Here is a 19,764-nt window from a genome sequence, read left to right on the forward strand (position 1 = left end):
GTTTGCCGAGCCCCGTCCTGGCCGGTGTTGCGGAACAGGGGGGCTCCGGTAGACAGATGCCGCAAAGGCCTCAGAAAATCTTAGGGGTCCATGGGACCTGCTGCAGAAGGTGATCGCTTACTGGTCAATCACGCCTCTTTATTAATCACTTCAGCGCAGCAGACCGACGCAGAGGTTTTTGCGTACGGCACTGAAAATTTCTTTATCCAATTGAAAGAAAACACTTAAATTCTCTTCTTTTATTCTGGCATCCTGCTTGCTAAAGAGGAAGGAGTGCAGCGCGCCTAGGGATCCGGTCGGACACGACGCAGGACCGAGAGGTGCAAGCCGGACAGTCAAAGCCTCTGACGTGGCCTTTTGGGCCGCAAGGCTTGGGCATCATATCCGGTGACACGGCGGGACAAAAACCCGGGAGATTACTGCACGAGGTTTCGCGCGCGCGAACCTGCTCCCGGCCGTGCGCAAGAAACTCATGACGCAAGCTCAACCGGTTCTTTCTGCCGGGCTTAAGACAGGAGACGCGCACAGATGTTCAGATCGATTGCAAAAGCCACCCTATTTGCAGCGGCCCTCACCCTGCCCTTTCTGACCCCGGCTGCCCAAGCCGAAGAAAAGAAAGATTTCAAGGTCTGTTGGTCCATCTATGCCGGCTGGATGCCCTGGGGCTATCTGCAAGAGTCCGGCATCATGAAAAAGTGGGCCGACAAATACGGCATTTCCGTAGAGATCACGCAGTTCAACGATTATATTGAATCCATCAACCAGTATACGGCCGGTGCCTATGATGCCTGCGCCATGACCAACATGGATGCGCTGTCCATTCCGGCAGGCAGCGGGATCGACACAACGGTTTTGATCGCAGGCGACTATTCCAACGGCAATGACGGCCTGATCTTGAAACATGGCGGCGACCTTGCTTCGATCAAGGGGCAGAATGTCAATCTGGTGGAGCTGTCCGTTTCCCATTATTTTCTGGTCCGGGCGCTGGAAAGCGTTGGCTTGAGCGAAAAGGACGTGAAGATCGTCAATACATCCGATGCGGATATTGTGGCGGTCTATGATGATCCCGAAATCACCGCCGTTGCCACCTGGAACCCGATGCTCTCTGAAATCCTGAACACGAAAGAAGGCACACTGGTCTTCGACAGTTCCCAGATCCCGGGCGAAATCATTGATGCCATGATGGTCAATACCCTCACGCTGAAGGACAATCCCGCCCTCGGCAAGGCGCTGGCCGGGGCCTGGTTCGAAGTGCTGTCGCTGATGGCGCAGGACACGCCGGAAGGCAAGGCAGCTCTGGAAGCCATGGCCGAGGCCTCCGGCACGGATCTGGAAGGGTATAAGGCCCAGCTCGCGGCCACCGCTCTCTTCTATACGCCTGAGGAACTGCTGGCGTTCACCAGCGACCCCAAGCTGAAAGAGACGATGAATTTCGTCGCTACCTTCCTGTTTGACCACGGCATCCTCGGGGAAGGTGCTCAATCCGCCGAATTTGTCGGGGTCGAATTTCCTGACAAGAGCGTCTTTGGCGATGCCAACAATGTGAAACTGCGCTTCGACAACAGCTTTGTCGAGATGGCCGCAAAAGGCGCGCTGTAACGCTCAGGTTCCCTCTGCACGGCGCTGGCCGTGCCGTGCAGAGATCTCTTTTGGTCTTCCCGAAGCTGTCAGGAGCTGTCCATGCCTGCAAAAGCCCGAAGCGCGTTCAAGGAACTTCCCGTCGTCAATATTTCCGGATTGTATGGGCCTGATCCTGCCGCACGCCAGCAGGTGGCGGAGGCCCTTGGTGAGGCCGCACGGGATGTGGGCTTTCTCTATGTCACGGGCCACAAGGTGAGCCGGGAGCTGCGGGCGGCGCTTCTTGAGAAGACGAAGGCCTTCTTTGCGTTGTCCGCTGACGAGAAAATGGAGATTTACATCGGCAAGTCCTGTAACCACAGGGGCTATGTTCCGGTGGGTGAAGAGGTGATGGCCGATGGCAAGAAGGATCTGAAAGAAGCTCTGGACCTTGGACCGGACATCGCGAAGGACCATGCCATGGTGGCGGCTGGCACGCCGATGGTCGGTCCCAACCAATGGCCAGAGCTTGAGGGGTTTCAGGACACCGTCAATGCCTATTACGAAGCGGTGTTTGATCTTGGGCGCCACCTGCTGCAGGGGTTTGCCCGCGCCCTCGGGCAGGAAGAAACGTTTTTCGACAGCTTTGTCACCTGCCCACCGAGCCAACTGCGCCTGCTGCACTATCCGTTCAATCCGGACGCACAGGATTCGCAAGGCATTGGCGCCCACACCGATTATGAGTGTTTCACCCTGTTGTTGCCGACAGCCCCCGGCCTTGAAGTCATGAATGGTGCCGGGGAGTGGATTGACGTGCCCCTGCTTCCCGATGCCTATGTGGTGAATATCGGCGACATGATGGAAGTGTGGACCAATGGGCGTTTCGTGGCCACGTCCCATCGGGTGCGCAAGGTCAAGGAGGAACGCTACTCCTTCCCCCTGTTCTTTGCTTGTGACTATGACACGGTGGTTGCGCCTCTGCCGCAATTGCTGGAGGGGGATGAGGCACCACGCTTTGAGCCGATCCGTGCGGGCGATCACCTGCTGGCCCAGACCATGCAGAGCTTTACCTATCTGATTGAAAAACAAAAATCCGGTGGCATGCAGCTTCCCGAAGGAGCAAAGGCCCTGTCCTCCTTTGGCCAGGAAGCCCGGCAGAAGGCAGCGCTCAATGTTTGAGACCTTGCCTGAGCTTCCGCTCGCCTGGCAAGGCCTCTGGAAACGCACGCTCCTGGAGCGGCGTGGCCCCGGTGTCCTGACCAATGACCGCCCGGCCCGGGTGTTCTGGCTTCAGACAGCCCTTTATCATGCGGATCTGCGCATCCCCCTGGAGCGTCCCGACTTTTCTGGCATCACCTCGCTGAAGGCGTGCGACGACGATCAGCTCCGTTTTCTCGCCGGACAGGAGGCTTTTTTCGGGATCACCCGTGTTGAGGGCGGGATCTGCACCTGGTTGCGGCTGCATGATCTGAAACCCGGCACCGGCCTGGATGTGGCGCGCATGGCGTTTGACAGCGGCAAACTCCTTGTCGAGATGGGGATTGCCGAAGACTATCTGGAACACTGGAGCCTTGTGGACGGGTCAAAACCGGACGGGTGTGCAGCCCCGGCCCTTCGCCTGTCAGAAACGGGCCTCTTTCTTCAGTCGGGTGCTTTCGCCGTTGCCCTCACCAAAAGGCCGCCAGCGCCTCCGGGCATCGACGCATATGAGGGCCTTGAAGAGCAAAGCCGGGATCACCTGATGTGGCTCGCCGCGCTTGAGCTGTGCCTGTGCCGCCGCGAAGGCGGGCGCTGGGTGGTCCGGCATGCGACACATCCCTGGAAGGAAGGCCGGACCCTCGATGATCTGGAAACGGAGAAACAATGCGCCTGATCAACCGGAAACCGGACCGAGTGACCGCCCTGGTACTGGGCCTTCTGCCCTTTGTTCTGGTGATCGTGCTCTATACGGTGGCCAGTGAAGCCCGGCTGGCGGAAAACCCGTCGGACAGGCTGCTGCCCTCCCTTGAAAAGATGATGGCCGCCATGGGCAAAATGGCGTTTGAGCCGGACCGGCGCAACGGCGAGCTGCTCTTGTGGAAGGACACGCTGGCGAGCCTTGCCCGGATTGCAGCCGGACTTGTTATTTCAACCGGGCTCGCGCTCCTGACCGGTCTGATCATGGGGATCCTGCCCTATGGACGGGCAGCGCTTGCCCCGTTCATTTCGGCCTTTTCGCTGATCCCGCCTATCACGGTTCTGCCGATCCTGTTCATTATGCTGGGGCTGGGAGAAGCGGCAAAAATCGGGCTGATTGTGGTGGGAACCGCCCCGGTCATGGCCCGGTCCCTCGCCCAGGCGGCGCTGGACATTCCAAGGGAACTGGTCATCAAGGCGGAGACGCTGGGGGCTTCCAGCTGGCAGATCGCGGCACGGGTTATCATTCCTAATGTGCTGCCCGCAGCTGTTGTTGCCCTGCGGATCGGCCTCATCCCGGCCTGGATCTTTCTGGTGTCGGCGGAAGCCATCGCTTCAACAGAAGGGCTCGGCTACCGGATTTTCCTGGTGCGCCGCTATATGGCGATGGACATCATTCTTCCCTATGTCGCCTGGATAACCCTGCTTGCATTTACCATGGACTACCTGCTGCGCAGCCTGTCACGCGCCGTCTTTAGCTGGAAACATCTTGAAGGAGACAGCCTGTGAGCAAGCCTGCGGCCGTGTCCTTTGCCAATGTCTGGAAAGACTATGATGGTATTCCTGTCCTGGAGCGGGTGGACCTGAATGTGGAACAAGGGGCGTTTTGCACCATTGTCGGCGCCTCGGGCTGCGGCAAATCCACCTTTCTGCGCATGCTGCTCTCCCAGGAGCACCCGAGCCGCGGCAATATCCTTTTGAACGGCGCCCCGCTCCCTGGCGAACCGACCCCGGACCGGGGCATTGTGTTTCAGAAATACTCGGTCTTTCCCCATCTGTCGGTTGCTGAAAACCTGATCCTCGGGGCAGAATTTGCCACCGCCCCGCTGACCGGCCGGTTCTTCGGGGCAGCCCGCCGAAAAGCGCTTTCTGAGCTTGATGAGCTTCTGGAGCGGATCGGTTTGACAGACGCGAGCACCAAATACCCGGCGCAACTGTCTGGTGGCATGCAACAGCGGCTCGCCATTGCCCAGGCTCTGGTCAAAAAGCCCGATGTGCTTCTTCTGGACGAACCCTTCGGGGCGCTTGATCCGGGCATTCGGCTCGATATGCACGACCTCCTGCTCAGCCTGTGGCAGGAAACGGGCATGACCGTCTTCATGGTCACCCATGATATTCACGAGGCTTTCAAGCTGGGTACGCGGCTGTTGGTTTTTGACAAGACCCGCCACGACCCACAGGCGCCTCAGGCCTATGGCGCCACCATCACCTATGACCTTGCACTCAGTCCGCAGAAGAGTCGCCCGGACCAGGTTCCGGAGGAGCTTGCGGGCGCGCTGCGCGGTCAGTTCCCGTCAAAACACTAGGATATTTCAGAGGAAAACGACCATGGACATTTTCGATCGATTTGGCCGCTCCACCGGGCACATGGCCGCAGGTTCAATCGGCAGGGGCCATTCCCGGCGCCAGCACCATCCGGATTTCGACAAGCTGCAACTCAGGGGCTGGAAGGCCGCCGAAAAGGAAGGCGCCCTGCCCTCCGCTGCCTGGGAGAAGGAAAAAGCCTGGGCGCTCCGGATGGGGCTGACCGGTTCTGACAGCCTCACCGACAAGTCCATTCCGACTTTTGCCCGCGGGGAGTTGCCGCATTATGCCGGCATCAACACCTTTTTGAAGGCGCCTTACGTGGAAGATGTGACCCAAGTCGGGGCCTATGATGCGGCAATCATCGGAATTCCCTTTGACGGGGGCACGACTTACCGGCCCGGCACCCGCTTCGGGCCACAAGGGGTGCGCAAGATTTCCGCGCTTTATACGCCCTATAACTATGAAATGGGGGTGGATCTGCGCGAGCAGATGACGCTCTGCGATGTCGGCGATATTTTCACGATCCCTGCCAATATCGAGAAGACCTTTGATCAGATCACAAGGGCCGTTTCCCATGTGGCGTCTTCCGGCGCGCTGCCGATCATGATCGGCGGAGACCATTCCATTGGGTTTCCCTGTGTGCGCGGCATTGCACAATGCACCTCGAAACGGATCGGGATTGTGCATTTCGACCGGCATATCGACATTCAGGAAAAGGATCTGGATGAGCGGATGCACACGACCCCGTGGTTCCATGCGACCGATCTGGTCAATGTTCCTGCGGTCAATTTGGTGCAGATCGGCATTGGCGGCTGGCAGGTGCCGCGTGAAGGAGTGGAAGTCGCCCGCGAGCGCAACACCAATATCTTCACCATGCGCGATGTGGAGGAGCTTGGCCTTGCTGAAACGGCAGCCAGGGCGCTTGAGCTGGCCTGGAAAGACGCGGATGCGGTCTATATTTCCTTTGATATCGACAGCGTCGACTGCGGTTTTGTTCCGGGAACCGGCTGGCCGGAACCGGGCGGCTTCCTGCCCCGCGAAGCCCTGGAGCTGGTCTCGCTGGTGGCCAAGGAAGGGATCTGCGGGCTGGAAGTTGTGGAAGTCTCGCCGCCCTACGACTGTTCGGACATCACCGCCCTTCTGGCCACCCGTGTGATTGTGGATGTGCTCGGAACGCTGGTCTCCCATGGCAAGATGGGTTCGCATAAGGCAATTCTCGACAAACCGGTGACCATTCCCGCCGGTCCGGAGGTTGTGTGATCCCATGAGCGACCATCCTCACAGCCACAGCCACAGCCACAGCCACAGCCATACGCATCCTCATGACGATCCCCACATGCATCTGCATGGCCACAATCACGCGGGGCCGGATCATCTCCATTCCCATGTTCATGGGGCCTCGGACGCGGAACGGGCGGATGAACTGCAGGCCCTTGCAACGAGCTTTATCGACGGCTTCCGCTCAGCGTCCGACAAGACAAGCTATCTGCGCCTTGCCGGGGTGCCGTTTCACCGGCCCGGATCTGATGGCCTGATCCAGCATCTGGTGGATGCCGGGATCAGTTCGAACTGGCAGATCGGCACAGCGTCGCCAGCCTTTGCATCCCGGGAACTCGTTTATATGCCCTTCCCGGGAACCATGGTGAGCGAGCGCGAAACTATGACATTCACTTATGTATCGCTGACAGAACGGCTCGATGTCGATCTGATCGAGATTTTGGCAACCCGTCTCAAAGCAGGAGATATCGACGAATGATAAGGCTTTTCAGCTTTCTGGCGCTGACAGCAGTGTCAACGCCCGCCTTTGCCCATGCTGGTTCCCATGAGCATCTGACCGGCTGGGCTGCCGCAGTCCAGCACCTTGTTTCCTCGCCCTTTCATGGAGCCATGCTTCTGGCGGGGGCTGCATGTGCGGCGTTTGTCCTGTCAAAGCTTCAGAAAGGGGTGCGCAAAGCGTCCCGGCGCTGATCTGACAAGCCATACCTGTGTCGTTTGAGGGCCCATTGGGGCGGTATCCGCCCAAAGCGCCGGTTTCGAGCGCGTCGAGTTCTCAGGAAAGCGCTGGTTCGGGCTCTGGAGCTGTGCCTGTCTTGTTTGAATTTGCGGCTTCCAGGGTCTCGCTCAGATCCTGGAAGGGACTTGGCCGGTTAAAATGGAACCCCTGCCCGTAGAGGCAGCCAAGCTTCTTGAACAGAAGAACCTGTTCCGGGGTCTCAAGCCCCTCCACGACCAGTTCCGCCTGCATTGTGTTCGCCATGGATTGCATGACGCCGATAATGTTGACGGCTTTGGCCGATTCCTCGCAGGCCCGGACAAAGGACCGGTCGATCTTGATTTCGTCCCAACTCAAGGTGCACAGGTAGCTTAGGGCGGAATAGCCCGTACCAAAATCATCCAGCGAAATCCTGACCCCGAGGGCCTGCAGCTGCGACAGGATCTCGGATACGGTCTTGACATTGCGCATGATGATGCTTTCGGTGACCTCCAGTTTCAGCCGGTGGGGTGCCAGCCCGCTCTCTTCAAGGACGGATTTGACCAGATCGATCATGTCGTCATTGAGAAACTGGATCATGGAAAAATTGACCGCGACGCTGATATCGGATGGCAGCAGTGCCGCATCCCGGCAGGCGCTCTTCAGCATGAGACGCCCAAGCGCCAGAATGTCTCCGCTGGCTTCGGCAATCGGGATGAATTCGACCGGAGAGATCGGGCCGAGCTCGAAATGATGCCATCGGGCCAGCGCTTCAAGCCCCACCGGCTGACCGGTGATCATGTTGTATTGAAGCTGGTAGTGCGGTTCGATGTCGCCACATTCGAGAGCTGCAGGTAAATCGCGTTCAATCCGCAGCCGGCGTTCCATTTGGGTCCGCATGGGGCCGGAAAAGGCGATGGCCGAGCCGCGTCCGGCGGCCTTGGCCTGTGTCAGGGCCAGATCCGCGTTGAGCACAACATTGCCGATCTCGTCTCTTGTGTGGGCCGTTGCATAGCCGATAGAGGTGCCCACGAGAAAACTTCCGATCCGCGTCTCAATCGAGTTGGCGAACAGTTCGGTAAGCGCAACAATCGTGTCTTCCAGGGCCAGATCTACTTTCGCGCAACGAAGCAGGATCAGGAATTCATCGCCGCCGACCCGTGCGGCCAGGTTGTGACCGGCAAGAGACTGAGTAAAGGCCACCAGCCGCTTGGACAGGGCAATGAGCAGCGCATCGCCGCCGGAATGGCCGAGTGTGTCGTTGATTGTCTTGAAACCGTCCAGGTCGAGTGCGATCGCCACAAGGACCTCGCTGTCCGCGAGGGTATCGGTGGCTTCCCTAAGCCGGTCTTCGACTAGGCAGCGGTTGGCAATATCCGTTAGGGCATCGTGTTTGGCCACATAGGACAGGCGTTCCGCATCTCCCGCAATCCGGTCATTGGCGTGCCTTAGCCCCCAGTTCTGGCGCATGATGACCGCCATCAGGGCTGTAGCCAGCACCAGCAACGCAAACACAAAACGCTTTTCTGTGATCAGTTGATCCCGGATCGTCCGCCGCTCTGCGGAAAAACGCTCTACACTGGTTTGATAGGAGCGTCCGGCAATCACATCTACCTTGTCGCGGATGCCGCGCATGGTTTGCTCAAAGGCGTCCGAATCTCCCTGTTTGAGGGTCTCGGCGATGGGGGCCAGAGAAGCAACAGCGTCTTTCAACGCCTCGAATTCCCGGTTCAGCCCGTCCGAATTGGCAATCAGGCTTTTGAAGCCGCCGGATCCCCAGGTATTCAACCGCCCGAGCAGGATCTCATAGTTGATCTCGGCCTCTTCCAGATCGCGCTGTGCACCGGTGAGATGATAGCGTGCGGCAGAAGCGGCAAATCTGGAGAATTCGTTCCGTCCGTTGGCGGCCGACCAGACCGTGTCATATTCGAGCGAGTGTTTGTGGGTGCGGTCCTGGCTGAAGGACGTGTAAAAATAGGTCCAGAACACTAAAATGGTGACCGTAAAACTGGCCAGAAACACCATGTGCCAGGGATGAAGCCGAAGTTTCATGGTCGCTTCACTCGATCACGATTGAGCGGACCTGCCAGACAGACCTGGAAAAATAGATCTCTGTCTTCAGCTCGGGCCGGTCATCAAAGGGGTAAATGACAAAGAGCGGCCCCTTGTCCCGGATCTTCATGTAAGAGCCATTCATCTTGTAGGCAAGGATCGGACCAAATGCACTAAAGTCCTGGATCGGCAGGACGGACCGATAGTTGTTGAGCGCGATGAATTCCGCCTCGGTGCCTTCCGCTCCGGCCTGATGCATCAACTCGTCCAGGGGCACGCCTTCAAAGCTAATGGGACCGTCTTGCCAAGGGGTCGTTGTCACAATCGTTTTGTGAGGCATCTGCTCCAGCATGCGGAGAGACAAGTCAATCGGATGGGCCTGTTTGAGTTTGCCGGAAACGGTCAGGACAATCTTGTCCAGATCCTGGGCCTGTGCTTGGTACTGTGCACTTATGAGGGTGAGCAACAAAACAGCCAGCGTGGCTTGGACTGCCGGGATTTTGTCAAACACAACCTATGATCCTGTTACGGATGCTGCGTGTCCCTTTCACAAGACCGCGCGCAAATTTGAAATGAGTGGCTTCTAAGTGATGCAAAGAGTGTAATAAATTTATCGCTTTGAAGAAATATGATTTTCTACTTATCTTTGCAAGCCATCCAATTGCTGCCAAATGGCTTTTGTCGTTCAAAGTTATGACCGGCCCGGCAACGGTTGCCGGGCCGGTCTCGCATACCGGTGACCTGCTTATTCAGGCAGCTTGTCGTCGATGCCCTGAACGTACCAGTTCATTCCAAGGATTGCGCCATCGTCCAGCGTAACGCCGTCTTCAGCGGCCACGGTGCCGTCTTGCTTGGTGATTGGGCCGGTGAAAGGCTCCCAGCCGTCCTTGATCTTGGCTTCGGTGGCCTTGGCCATTTCCACGACGTCGGCCGGAAGGTTCGTGTAAGGCGCCATGACCACGTGGCCTTCAGCAAGACCTGCCCAGGTGCTCTTTGATTCCCAGGTGCCGTCGATCACTTCCTGCACGCGCTCGATGTAATAGGGACCCCAGTCGTCGATGATGGCTGTATATTGTGCATCCTTGGCGAAGTTGATCATGTCGGACGCCTGGCCAAACCCATGAACGCCGCGTTCCTGGGCCACCTGAAGCGGTGCTGTGGAATCCGTATGCTGGGAAATGATATCCGCGCCTTGATCGATGAGGGCCTTGGCCGCGTCCGCTTCCTTGCCCGGATCAAACCAGGAATTCACCCACACAACCTTGACCTTGAAATCCGGATTGACGGATTGAGCGCCCAGGAGGAAGGCATTGATGCCGGAGACCACTTCCGGGATTGGGAAAGAGCCGATATAGCCCGCAACACCAGTCTTGGACTGTTTGGCGGCGATCTGGCCGATGATATAGCGGCCCTGATGGAATTTCGAGTTGTAGGTCGCGACATTCTTGGCTGTCTTGTAGCCGGTCGCATGCTCAAATTTCACGTCCGGGAACTTCTTTGCGACCTTGAGCGTCGGGTTCATATAGCCAAACGAAGTGGTGAAGATGATGTTGCAGCCTTCGCGGGCAAAGCGCTCGATCGCCCGCTCGGCATCCGGCCCTTCCGGCACGGATTCCAGATAGGCGGTCTCGACCTTGTCGCCAAAGTGTTTCTCCACATCAAGGCGGCCCTGGTCATGCTGATAGGACCAGCCGAAATCGCCGACCGGACCGACATAAATGAAACAGGCCTTCACATCGGCTGCGTGGGCCGCAGACCCTGCAGCGGCAAAGGCCAAGGCGGCGGCGGTTGCTTTCAAGAGTGACTTCATTTGGTTTCCCCTGTTGTTCAGTCTTTCTTTTGCGATCTTCAATTCGAGCCGCTCCAGGATCGCCTCTGGAAGCCGGCCGGACCGGAAGGCGGGCTTTTACCGGTCAGGTACAAAGGGCTTGCCAAGACAGGCGGGTGTATTCACGAGCGTCAGTCTGCGGTTTGCGGAAATCAGCACAAGAACTAGAATTGTTGCAAGATAGGGCAAGCTCGACAACAGTTGCGAGGGAATGTCGAATTCCAGGGCCTGGGCATGGAGGTTGAGCACGCTGACGGCGCCGAACAGATAGGCACCAATCACGACCCTCAGCGGCAGCCAGGAGGAAAACACGACCAGGGCGAGCGCAATCCAGCCCCGTCCGGCGGTCATGTTTTCCACCCATTGAGGGGTATAGGCCAGCGAAAGATAGGCTCCGGCCAGTCCTGCGCAGGCGCCGCCGAACAGGATGGCCGCAAAGCGGATGCTGATGACTGAATAGCCAAGTGCATGGGCAGAGCCATGGTTGTCGCCAACCGCACGCAGCACCAGACCAAAGCGCGTACGGAACAGGCCATAGGCGACCAGGGCGACCAGTAGAAAACTGATATAGACAATGACGTCCTGCTGGAACAGGACCGGGCCGACAAAGGGAAGTTCAGACAGGCCAGGAATATAAAGATCCGGTAGTTTGAGGCCCGGCACCCCGATAAAAGCCTCGCCGATCATCCCGGACAGGCCAATGCCCAGGATTGTCAGGGCAAGGCCGGTTGCGACCTGGTTGGCCACCAGCACCAGAACAAGAAAGCCGAACAGTGCAGACATTGCCATACCCGCTGCAATGGCCGCCACGATCCCCAGTGTGCCGGAGCCGGTCTGGTTGGCGACGGCAAAACCGATCACGGCGCCCATGATCATCATGCCTTCCACGCCCAGATTGAGAACACCGGACCGTTCGACCACCAGTTCCCCGATGGCGGCGATCAGGAGCGGTGTTGCGGCGGTGATGACCGTCAGCAAAACAGCTTCAAGCATGGGTGGCCTCCCCGGACTGCGTGCGCCGATGCACGAAACGGATGCGGTACAAAATGAGCGTATCGCAGGCAAGCACGAAAAACAGCAGCAGGCCCTGAATGACGCTGGCGATCTCGTTGGACACCCCCATGGAGGATTGCACCCCCTCCCCGCCAATATAAGACAGGGCGAGCACGAATCCGGCAATCAGAATGCCGACGGGATTGAGGCGTCCCAGAAAGGCAACGATAATTGCCGTGAAGCCATAGCCGGGTGAAATCGTCGGTAGCAGCTGGTTCAGCGCGCCGGAGACTTCCATTGTGCCGGCAAGACCCGCCAGAGCACCTGCAAGCGCAAAGGAAAACAGGGTCAGGCGCTTGGCGGAGAAGCCTGCAAAGCTGCCGGCTCTGGGGCTCTCGCCCATGACGCGGATTTCGAACCCTTTAAGGGTCCTGGCCAGCACCACCGCCAGCACAATCACGACACTGACAGTCACCAGGGCCGACAGGCTCACGGCGCCGCCAAAGAGATCCGGCAGCGTAGCGGCATTGGAAAAGAGCCGGGATTCTGGAAAATTATATCCGCCGGGATCCCGCCAGGGACCGCGCACCAGATAGTCCAGAAGCAAACCGGCCACATAGACCAGCATCAGGCTTGTCAGGATCTCGTTCGTATTGAAGCGGATTTTCAAATAGGCCGGGATCAGCGCCCAGAGCGCGCCACCAAGAGCACCGAAGACCAGCATCAGTGGCAAGGTTGCAGCGTTTTCAAAGGAGGGAAACAGGATCGGTAGTACCGATCCGAACAGGGCCCCGACAACAAACTGGCCTTCCGCGCCAATGTTCCAGTTGTTGGAGAGATAGCAGACGGACAGTCCGCAAGCGATAAGGATCAAGGGGGTTGCCTTGTCGATGGTCGCCTCAAGGGACCACGCTTGCGTCAAGGGTTCAAAAAAGAATTTATAAAGTCCAATCAATGGATTATTGCCGGATATTGAGAAAATGATTGCAGCAGCCAGGGCGGTCAGCGCAACTGCAATCAGCGGCGACAGGAGCGTCATCAGGCGGCTGTGTTCCTTGCGTTTGACCAGTTCCAGGCGCATCAGGCCACCTCCTCTTGGGCTTCTGCGCCCCCGGCCATCAACAGGCCCACCCGTTCACGGGTCATGCCGGAGGCAGGTTCGGCCTCCGACAGGTATCCACGCGAAATCACGGCAATCCGGTCCGCAATCTCGAAAATTTCGTCCAGATCCTGACTGATCACGAGAACGGCAGACCCGGAGCGGGCCAGATCGATCAGGGCCTGCCGGATCAAGGCGGCCGCCCCCGCATCCACGCCCCAGGTCGGCTGGTTGACAACAAGAACACCGGGCTTGCGGTCCAGTTCCCTGCCGACAACAAATTTCTGTAGATTGCCGCCCGACAGGGACCGTGCCTCCGGATCGCTATGCGACATGCGCACGTCATAGGCCTGCTTGATCCGCTGCTCCAGTTTGGCTGCTTGGCTGGCGGACACAAAGCCGCCGGTCTTGAGGCCGTCGCCGGTGCTGTGGCGGGTCAGAACAACGTTGTGGGAGAGTTTCATGCCCGGCACCGCACCGTGGCCGAGCCGCTCTTCCGGCACGAAGGCTGCATTGTTCTGACGGCGCCAGGTTATGGATTTTTTGCCACAGGCGGATCCGTCCAGATGGATCATGTTGGATGCGACCGGCATTTCCCCGGAAATGGCGTCAAACAGTTCGCCCTGGCCATTGCCCGCGACTCCCGCGACTGCGACGACTTCCCCGGCCTTCAGGTCAAGGCAGATATTCGTGAGCGGTGTGGCAAAGGGCGTAGCCGCCGGTGCGCTCAATCCCTGCAGGGAAAGCCGGGTTTCGCCGGAATTAGGGGCGGTGTCCCTGGAACTGACCGAGGCAATTTCGGCGCCCACCATCATGCTGGCCAGCGTTGCGGGCGTTTCTTTGGCCGGATCGCATTCGCTGACCACCTGGCCATGGCGCAGGATCGTTGCATGGTGGCAGATACGCTGCACTTCCTCCAGCCGGTGGCTGATATAAAGCACCGCGCAGCCTTCGGAAGCCAGACGCTGCAAGGTCAGAAACAGCTGATCGGCTTCTTGTGGTGTCAGAACCGAGGTCGGTTCGTCCATGATGATCAGGCGGGGGTCCTGCAGCAGGCAGCGCACAATCTCGATCCGCTGGCGGATGCCGACCGGCAGATCGGCCACGATGTCGGTGGGGTTGAGCGGCAGCCCATAGTCCCGCGAGACAGCTTCGACCCTCCTGGCCAGATTGCTCATCTTGCCCGGATTTGGCAGGGCAAGGGCAATGTTTTCGACAACACTCAGGGCTTCAAACAGCGAGAAATGCTGGAACACCATACCGATGCCAAGATCCCGTGCGGCGGCCGGGTTGGGGATTTCGGCTGCACGGCCAGCCCAGGAAATCTTTCCCGCGTCAGGCTCCAGGGAGCCGTAGAACATTTTGACAAGAGTGGACTTTCCGGCGCCATTTTCCCCCAAAAGCGCGTGGATTTCGCCCTTGTTGATCACAAGATCCACCGTGTCATTGGCCAGAATGTCGCCAAACCGTTTGGTCAGCCCCTTAGCCTCAAGCAGGGCTTCGCCTGCGGCCCTCGCGGGTGATATGCTGCTATCGGCCTGTTCTGAAACGTCTGTGTCCAATACCTGTCCCCCGAGCGGATGCCGCCTTATTGACCATGAGTTATGTTTGTGCAACCCCCGATGGCGCAACGGCTTGTTGATGAGCGGCTTCGCTGCGCTCTAGAAGATCACAGGCGATACCGGCAGCAATGGCGGCCGGATGCTTTGACCGGATGCTGGGTCTGCCAACGGGGCACGCCATGGAGGATACCAGGGTCTCGTCCAGGCCCCGGGTTTTCAGCCGTTTCAGAAAACGGGCCCTCTTGGTTCTTGACCCGATGACGCCGCAATAGGCAAAGCGCTGCGACAGCAATGCGGCCGCCATGATGTCCTCATCCAGCGCGTGGGAATGGGTCATGGCCAGAACAAAGGCGCCGTCCGGGGCACGGTCCAGCGCTTTGGCGGGTGTTTCGACGCAGCATTTGGTGACATTGGCGGGCACCGGTCCTGGAAACTGCTCTGCCCGGCTGTCGATCCAGGTTACGGTAAAGGGCAGCGGCGCCAGGGCCAGGATCAGGGCCTTGCCCACATGACCGGCGCCGAACAGGACCAGAGGCTGGCGGTCCTCCCCAAAACGCTGCAACAGCTGGATCAACGTGCCGTCCGGTGATCGTAACGGGGCAAAGGCACGGTCCGGAGCTGTCTCTGACAAACCGCGAGCTGCGGGGACCCCGTCAACCAGATCGGTAACGGTTCCGAAACGCGTTCCCAATGCTTCACGTTCTGCGAAAAGCTGGGCGCTTTCAAGGGCATCGGCTGTCAGGACCTCAATTGCGATACGCGCCCGTCCGCCGCAGCACTGGCCAAGATCCGGCCCGAGTGAAACGGAGTGCAGATCAAGGCCTGGCTGAGCCTTTGCAGCAGCGGCTGTGGCCTTTCTTATGGATTCAAATTCCAAGGTGCCACCGCCAATGGTGCCGAAAAACCCGCCATCCGGGCGCACAACCATGCGGGCTCCCGCTTCCCGGGGCGTTGATCCATCAACGTCAACGATGGTCACCAGGGCGCAGGCCCTCCCCTTGGCCAGGCATCCGGCAATGTGACCCCAAACCGCCATCAGGCCTCCCGTCTCCGGCGCATATCCTGAACTGCCCGCATGATGGCTTCCGGCGTTGCCGGTGCGTCCAGAGCCGGAACCGTTCCGGGCCTCAGGCTGGCGATGGCATCGGTGATGGCGCAAAAGACGGAATTTGCCAGCATGACTGGCGGCTCGCCAACCGCCTTGGAGCGGTAGACAGTGTCTTGGGGGTTGCCGTCGCCTTCATAAAGCTCAACGGTGAAATCGTCCGGAACGTCGGAGGCCGCCGGGATCTTGTAGGTGGACGGTGCGTGGGTGCGCAGACGGCCGTTTTCATCCCAGACCAGTTCTTCCGTCGTCAGCCACCCCATGCCCTGAACAAAGCCGCCTTCGATCTGGCCAAGATCGATGGCCGGATTCAGGGAATGGCCAACATCATGCAGGATATCTACCCGGTCCACTGTCATTTCACCGGTCATGGTGTCGATGGTGACTTCAGCGCAGGCACCGCCAAAGGCGAAATAGTAGAACGGACGGCCACTGACACTGTCCCGGTCCCAGGTGATGCCGGGTGTTGCATAGAACCCGGCATGGGAGAGCTGGATGCGTGCCATATGGGCCTGTTTGGCGATTTCCGGCAGAGTGTAGCTCTTCTCTCCGACCAGCACTTTGTTGTCGCCGAAATGAATGACATCGGCGCTGCACTGGTGCTGTTCGCACAGGAAGGAAATCAGGCGGCCCTTGATTTCACCGGCGGCACGTTTGGCCGCCATGGCATTGAGATCGGTGCCGGAAGAGGCGGCCGTCGGGCCGGTGTTGGGCACTTTCGACGTGTTGGTCGCCGTGATTTTGACCTTGTCCAGAGTAACGCCGAATTCTTCGGCCACGACCTGGGCCACCTTCTGATACAGCCCCTGCCCCATTTCCGTGCCGCCATGGTTCAGGTGAACCGAGCCATCCGTATAGAGATGCACCAGCGCGCCGGCCTGGTTCAGGTGTTTGAGCGTGAAGGAAATGCCGAATTTGACCGGCGTCAGCGCCAAGCCTTTCTTGAGCACTGCGCTGGAGGCGTTGAAGGCAGCCACCTCCTCCCGGCGGGCCCAGTAGTTTGAGCGTGTTTCCAGTTTGGAGATGAGATCATGCATGACCTCATATTCCTCAACCGGCATACCATAGGGCGTGGTGTTGTGTTCCCCGTCGTAGAAATTCAGTTTCCGGATCTCAAGCGGATCCCGGCCAAGGCGTATGGCGAGTGCATCGATCATCCGCTCTGCGGCCAGCATGCCTTGCGGGCCGCCGAAGCCACGGAAGGCCGTGTTGGAACAGGTATCGGTGCGCAGGCGCCGCGAGCGGATCAGGGCATCGGGGTAGAAATAGCTGGAATCGGCGTGGAACATGGTTCTGTCATTGACGCCAAGCGAAAGGTCTGCGGAATAGCCGCATCTGGCCAGAAACTCCATGTCTACCGCCCGGATTTTGCCCGTACCGTCATGGCCGATCTTCCAATTGACCCTGAAATCATGCCGTTTGCCGGTCATGATCATGTCGTCGTCCCGGTCAAGGCGCAGCTTGCAGGCCTTACCGGTCTTGCGCGCGGCAAGAGACGCCAAGGCCGCCCATTGGTTGGCCTGGGATTCCTTGCCGCCAAAGCCGCCGCCCATCCGGCGTACTTCCGCCGTCACGGCGGCATCCGGCACCCCAAGGACCTTGGCGACCGTGTGCTGTATCTCGGTCGGGTGCTGTGTGGAGGAATGCACGAGCATGCCGCCATCTTCCTGAGGGATGGCCATGGCGACCTGCCCTTCGAGATAGAAATGTTCCTGGCCCCCGATCTGCAAGCTGCCGCTCAGAACCTCTTCGGACGCCTGCAGTCCGGTTTCCGGCGATCCGCGCCGGAATTGGTAATCCGGCAGGACCGTTGTGTCTGAGGCTGCCGCATCCTCAGCGGTCAAAATCGGCGTCAGCGCCGTAACATCGATCCGGGCTTTCAAGGCTGCCTTACGGGCGGTTTCGCGGGAGGACGCCACAACAGCAAACATGACCTGACCGAAAAAGAGGATCTCGTTCTCAGCCAGAACAGGGTCATCTCCGAAGGCTGACGAACAGTCATTGGTGCCGGGAATATCGGCGCTTGTCAGAACGGCCACGACACCGGGCGTTGCCTTGACGTCTTCAAGATCCAGCGAGCGGATTTCCCCGCGCACAGCGTTGCGGGCCCAGCCCGGCACCACATGAAGCGTGCCGGAAGGTTCCACAATATCGTCGATATAAGTTGCCGTGCCCGTGACATGTTTTGCCGCGCTGTCATGGGGCAGCGCCTTGCGCACATGTTTCAATGGCGGGTCTTTCAACGCGGTCTCAGTGACAGCAGGCTCAAGCGGCGCGGTCATGGCCTGCCCCCCGCTGTTTCAGGACACGGACATCTTCAGGCGCTGTGCCGCTGATCTCCATCAGCGCCTTTGCCAGCAGGGCCCGTGCGGTTTCCATCCGGTATTCCGCGCTGGCCCGCATGTCGGTTAATGGTCTGAAATCGGACAGAAGCGCCTGCATGGCCGCGCCCCAGGTGGCGGGATCTTCCAGACTTGCCCCGGTCAAGGCTCTTTCCGCATGGGCTGCGCGCATAGGGGTTCCTGCCATGCCGCCATAGGCAATGCGGGCAGCAACGATGGTGCCATCTTCAAGGGTCATCTTGAAGGCACCCATGACCGCTGAAATGTCTTGATCAAAGCGTTTGGAAATCTTGTAGCAGCGGAAGGCCTGGTTCGCGGCGAGGCGCGGCACGAACAGCCCGGTCACGAATTCACCCTCCCTGCGGTCCTGCTGGCCATAGGCCACGAAGAAGTCTTCAAGCGGCAGTGCGCGTGAGCCATCAAGTGCCTGAAGCTCCAGAGTGGCTCCAAGGGCGATCAGAGCGGGCGGCGTGTCGCCGATCGGAGACCCGTTCGCGATATTCCCGCCAATGGTGCCAGAGGCCCGGACCTGTTTGGATCCGATGCGTTTCCACAAGTCGCCGAGGTCGGGCGACAGCCGGGACATGGCGGCTTCCGTTGTGGCATAGGTGGCTGTTGCCCCCATCAGGACACCGGACGGGCTTTCCTCCACCCGGTCAAGACCTTCAATGCGCCCGAGCCAGATGGTTTTGGGCAGGTCCTTGAGATGTTTGGTGATCCATAGGCCCACATCGGTCGCACCGGCCACGAGTGTCGCTCCGGAGTTCTGTCCATAGAGTGCTGCCAATCCGTCCAGCGTTGCCGGAGCAGAAAAGAAGCTGTCGCCTGTGCCGATGAAAATGTCCCGGCTGTCGGCCAATTGTTGCAGCTTTTCCCGGGTTTCGTTAGAGCGCCAGGAAAAGGCATCATCGGCAATGTCAAAGCACGACTGGATCGCGGCATCCACGATGGGCCGGTAGCCGGTGCAGCGGCACAGGTTTCCTGCAAGCCATTCGGTCACCGCCCGGCGGGACTTTTCGACCCCTTCGGCATGGTAGAGCGTGAACAGGCTCATGATGAAGCCGGGGGTGCAAAAGCCGCATTGAGAGCCATGGAGATCCACCATGGCCGCCTGAACCGGATGCAGCCGCTCGTCCTGAACAAGATCTTCCACGGTGACAAGTTCCGCACCATCGATCATGCCGAGAAGCAAGATGCAGCTGTTGACCGGCTGGTAGACCAGCTTGCCGTCGATCAGCCGCCCCAGGGCAACCGTACAGGCGCCGCAGTCGCCTTCGCCGCAGCCCTCCTTGGTTCCGGTTTCGCCACGCCGGAGACGCAGGTAATCCAGCAGGGTTTCCGTTGGGCCGACAGACTCCAGTTCAACGATCTGGCCAGCTTTCAAAAATCGGATCGTGTCGCGCATCAATCAGCTCCCCCGGTAGGTGGAATAGCTAAATGGCGACAAAAGCAGAGGCACGTGGTAATGGCTATCCGCCTGAGCAATGCCGAAGCGGACCGGAACGATGTCCAGAAACAGGGGCTCGGGCAGATCCTGCCCCGTCATCTTGAGATAGTCTCCGGCAAAAAAGCGCAATTCATAGGTGCCGGTCAGAAAGGCCTGGCCCTCCAGCAAAGGGCCGTCGACCCGGCCGTCGTCATTCGTCTTGTGTGTGGCCAGTAAGGCCGGCTCTTCCGTAAAGGCCCATAGCTCGATCTTCAGGCCCTGTGCAGGCTTTCCGAGAGCAGTGTCCAGTACATGCGTCGTCAAACGCCCCATCAAGTATCTCCC

At 59.1% G+C, this 19,764-nt stretch carries 18 protein-coding genes; 8 read left to right on the forward strand and 10 right to left on the reverse strand.

What is annotated here, in order from left to right:
• Positions 1 to 528: 528 nt before the first annotated feature.
• From ACXAIC_RS20445 to ACXAIC_RS20480, 8 genes are all read left to right on the forward strand, one after another.
• The gene (locus ACXAIC_RS20445) at positions 529 to 1,599 is read left to right on the forward strand and encodes a putative urea ABC transporter substrate-binding protein (RefSeq protein ID WP_475184527.1); all 1,071 of its coding nucleotides are present in this window, start codon (positions 529 to 531) and stop codon (positions 1,597 to 1,599) included.
• 81 nt (positions 1,600 to 1,680) lie between these two features.
• A complete protein-coding gene (locus tag ACXAIC_RS20450; RefSeq protein WP_475184532.1) occupies positions 1,681 to 2,736 on the forward strand; it encodes an isopenicillin N synthase family dioxygenase in 1,056 nt (351 codons plus the stop codon).
• Positions 2,729 to 3,430, forward strand: a complete 702-nt coding sequence (locus ACXAIC_RS20455) for a hypothetical protein (protein WP_475184536.1) — start codon at positions 2,729 to 2,731, stop codon at positions 3,428 to 3,430. The genes ACXAIC_RS20450 and ACXAIC_RS20455 overlap by 8 nt, the downstream gene beginning before the upstream one ends.
• Positions 3,421 to 4,242: an ABC transporter permease gene (locus tag ACXAIC_RS20460; protein WP_475184539.1), complete on the forward strand. Its 822-nt coding sequence runs from the start codon at positions 3,421 to 3,423 to the stop codon at positions 4,240 to 4,242. The genes ACXAIC_RS20455 and ACXAIC_RS20460 overlap by 10 nt, the downstream gene beginning before the upstream one ends.
• Complete coding sequence (locus ACXAIC_RS20465) at positions 4,239 to 5,039, forward strand: ABC transporter ATP-binding protein (RefSeq protein WP_475184542.1); 801 nt, start codon at positions 4,239 to 4,241, stop codon at positions 5,037 to 5,039. The genes ACXAIC_RS20460 and ACXAIC_RS20465 overlap by 4 nt, the downstream gene beginning before the upstream one ends.
• Before the next feature lie 61 nt (positions 5,040 to 5,100).
• Positions 5,101 to 6,300 carry an agmatinase family protein gene (locus ACXAIC_RS20470; RefSeq protein WP_475184658.1) on the forward strand — a complete coding sequence of 400 codons (1,200 nt, stop codon included), beginning with the start codon at positions 5,101 to 5,103 and terminating at the stop codon, positions 6,298 to 6,300.
• A 4-nt stretch (positions 6,301 to 6,304) separates the two neighbouring features.
• On the forward strand, positions 6,305 to 6,796 hold the full coding sequence (locus tag ACXAIC_RS20475; RefSeq protein WP_475184545.1) for a hypothetical protein: 492 nt from the start codon (positions 6,305 to 6,307) through the stop codon (positions 6,794 to 6,796).
• The gene (locus ACXAIC_RS20480) at positions 6,793 to 7,008 is read left to right on the forward strand and encodes a hypothetical protein (RefSeq protein ID WP_475184547.1); all 216 of its coding nucleotides are present in this window, start codon (positions 6,793 to 6,795) and stop codon (positions 7,006 to 7,008) included. The genes ACXAIC_RS20475 and ACXAIC_RS20480 overlap by 4 nt, the downstream gene beginning before the upstream one ends.
• A gap of 82 nt (positions 7,009 to 7,090) precedes the next feature.
• Here ACXAIC_RS20480 and ACXAIC_RS20485 read toward each other — a convergent pair whose 3' ends face one another.
• From ACXAIC_RS20485 to uraH, 10 genes are all read right to left on the reverse strand, one after another.
• On the reverse strand, positions 7,091 to 9,064 hold the full coding sequence (locus ACXAIC_RS20485; protein ID WP_475184552.1) for a putative bifunctional diguanylate cyclase/phosphodiesterase: 1,974 nt from the start codon (positions 9,062 to 9,064) through the stop codon (positions 7,091 to 7,093).
• A gap of 7 nt (positions 9,065 to 9,071) precedes the next feature.
• Positions 9,072 to 9,575, reverse strand: a complete 504-nt coding sequence (locus ACXAIC_RS20490; protein ID WP_475184556.1) for a putative pterin-binding protein — start codon at positions 9,573 to 9,575, stop codon at positions 9,072 to 9,074.
• Positions 9,576 to 9,809: 234 nt separating this feature from the next.
• A complete protein-coding gene (locus tag ACXAIC_RS20495; protein ID WP_475184562.1) occupies positions 9,810 to 10,874 on the reverse strand; it encodes a BMP family ABC transporter substrate-binding protein in 1,065 nt (354 codons plus the stop codon).
• Between the two features lie 96 nt (positions 10,875 to 10,970).
• Complete coding sequence (locus tag ACXAIC_RS20500) at positions 10,971 to 11,885, reverse strand: ABC transporter permease (protein ID WP_475184565.1); 915 nt, start codon at positions 11,883 to 11,885, stop codon at positions 10,971 to 10,973.
• Positions 11,878 to 12,966 carry an ABC transporter permease gene (locus tag ACXAIC_RS20505; protein ID WP_475184569.1) on the reverse strand — a complete coding sequence of 363 codons (1,089 nt, stop codon included), beginning with the start codon at positions 12,964 to 12,966 and terminating at the stop codon, positions 11,878 to 11,880. The genes ACXAIC_RS20500 and ACXAIC_RS20505 overlap by 8 nt, the downstream gene beginning before the upstream one ends.
• The gene (locus tag ACXAIC_RS20510) at positions 12,966 to 14,510 is read right to left on the reverse strand and encodes an ABC transporter ATP-binding protein (RefSeq protein WP_475184661.1); all 1,545 of its coding nucleotides are present in this window, start codon (positions 14,508 to 14,510) and stop codon (positions 12,966 to 12,968) included. Before ACXAIC_RS20510 ends, ACXAIC_RS20505 begins: the two co-directional genes overlap by 1 nt.
• Before the next feature lie 76 nt (positions 14,511 to 14,586).
• Positions 14,587 to 15,582, reverse strand: coding sequence for a xanthine dehydrogenase accessory protein XdhC (gene xdhC / locus ACXAIC_RS20515; RefSeq protein WP_475184574.1), 996 nt, complete (start codon positions 15,580 to 15,582; stop codon positions 14,587 to 14,589).
• Positions 15,582 to 17,933, reverse strand: coding sequence for a xanthine dehydrogenase molybdopterin binding subunit (xdhB, locus tag ACXAIC_RS20520; RefSeq protein ID WP_475184576.1), 2,352 nt, complete (start codon positions 17,931 to 17,933; stop codon positions 15,582 to 15,584). Before xdhB ends, xdhC begins: the two co-directional genes overlap by 1 nt.
• Positions 17,917 to 19,398 (reverse strand): xanthine dehydrogenase small subunit, encoded by a 1,482-nt coding sequence (gene xdhA / locus ACXAIC_RS20525; protein WP_475184581.1) that lies wholly within the window; start codon positions 19,396 to 19,398, stop codon positions 17,917 to 17,919. The genes xdhB and xdhA overlap by 17 nt, the downstream gene beginning before the upstream one ends.
• A gap of 3 nt (positions 19,399 to 19,401) precedes the next feature.
• The gene (gene uraH / locus ACXAIC_RS20530) at positions 19,402 to 19,752 is read right to left on the reverse strand and encodes a hydroxyisourate hydrolase (RefSeq protein ID WP_475184586.1); all 351 of its coding nucleotides are present in this window, start codon (positions 19,750 to 19,752) and stop codon (positions 19,402 to 19,404) included.
• Between the last annotated feature and the right edge of the window lie 12 nt (positions 19,753 to 19,764).

Source organism: Roseibium sp. AWQ4_254 (assembly GCF_056161025.1).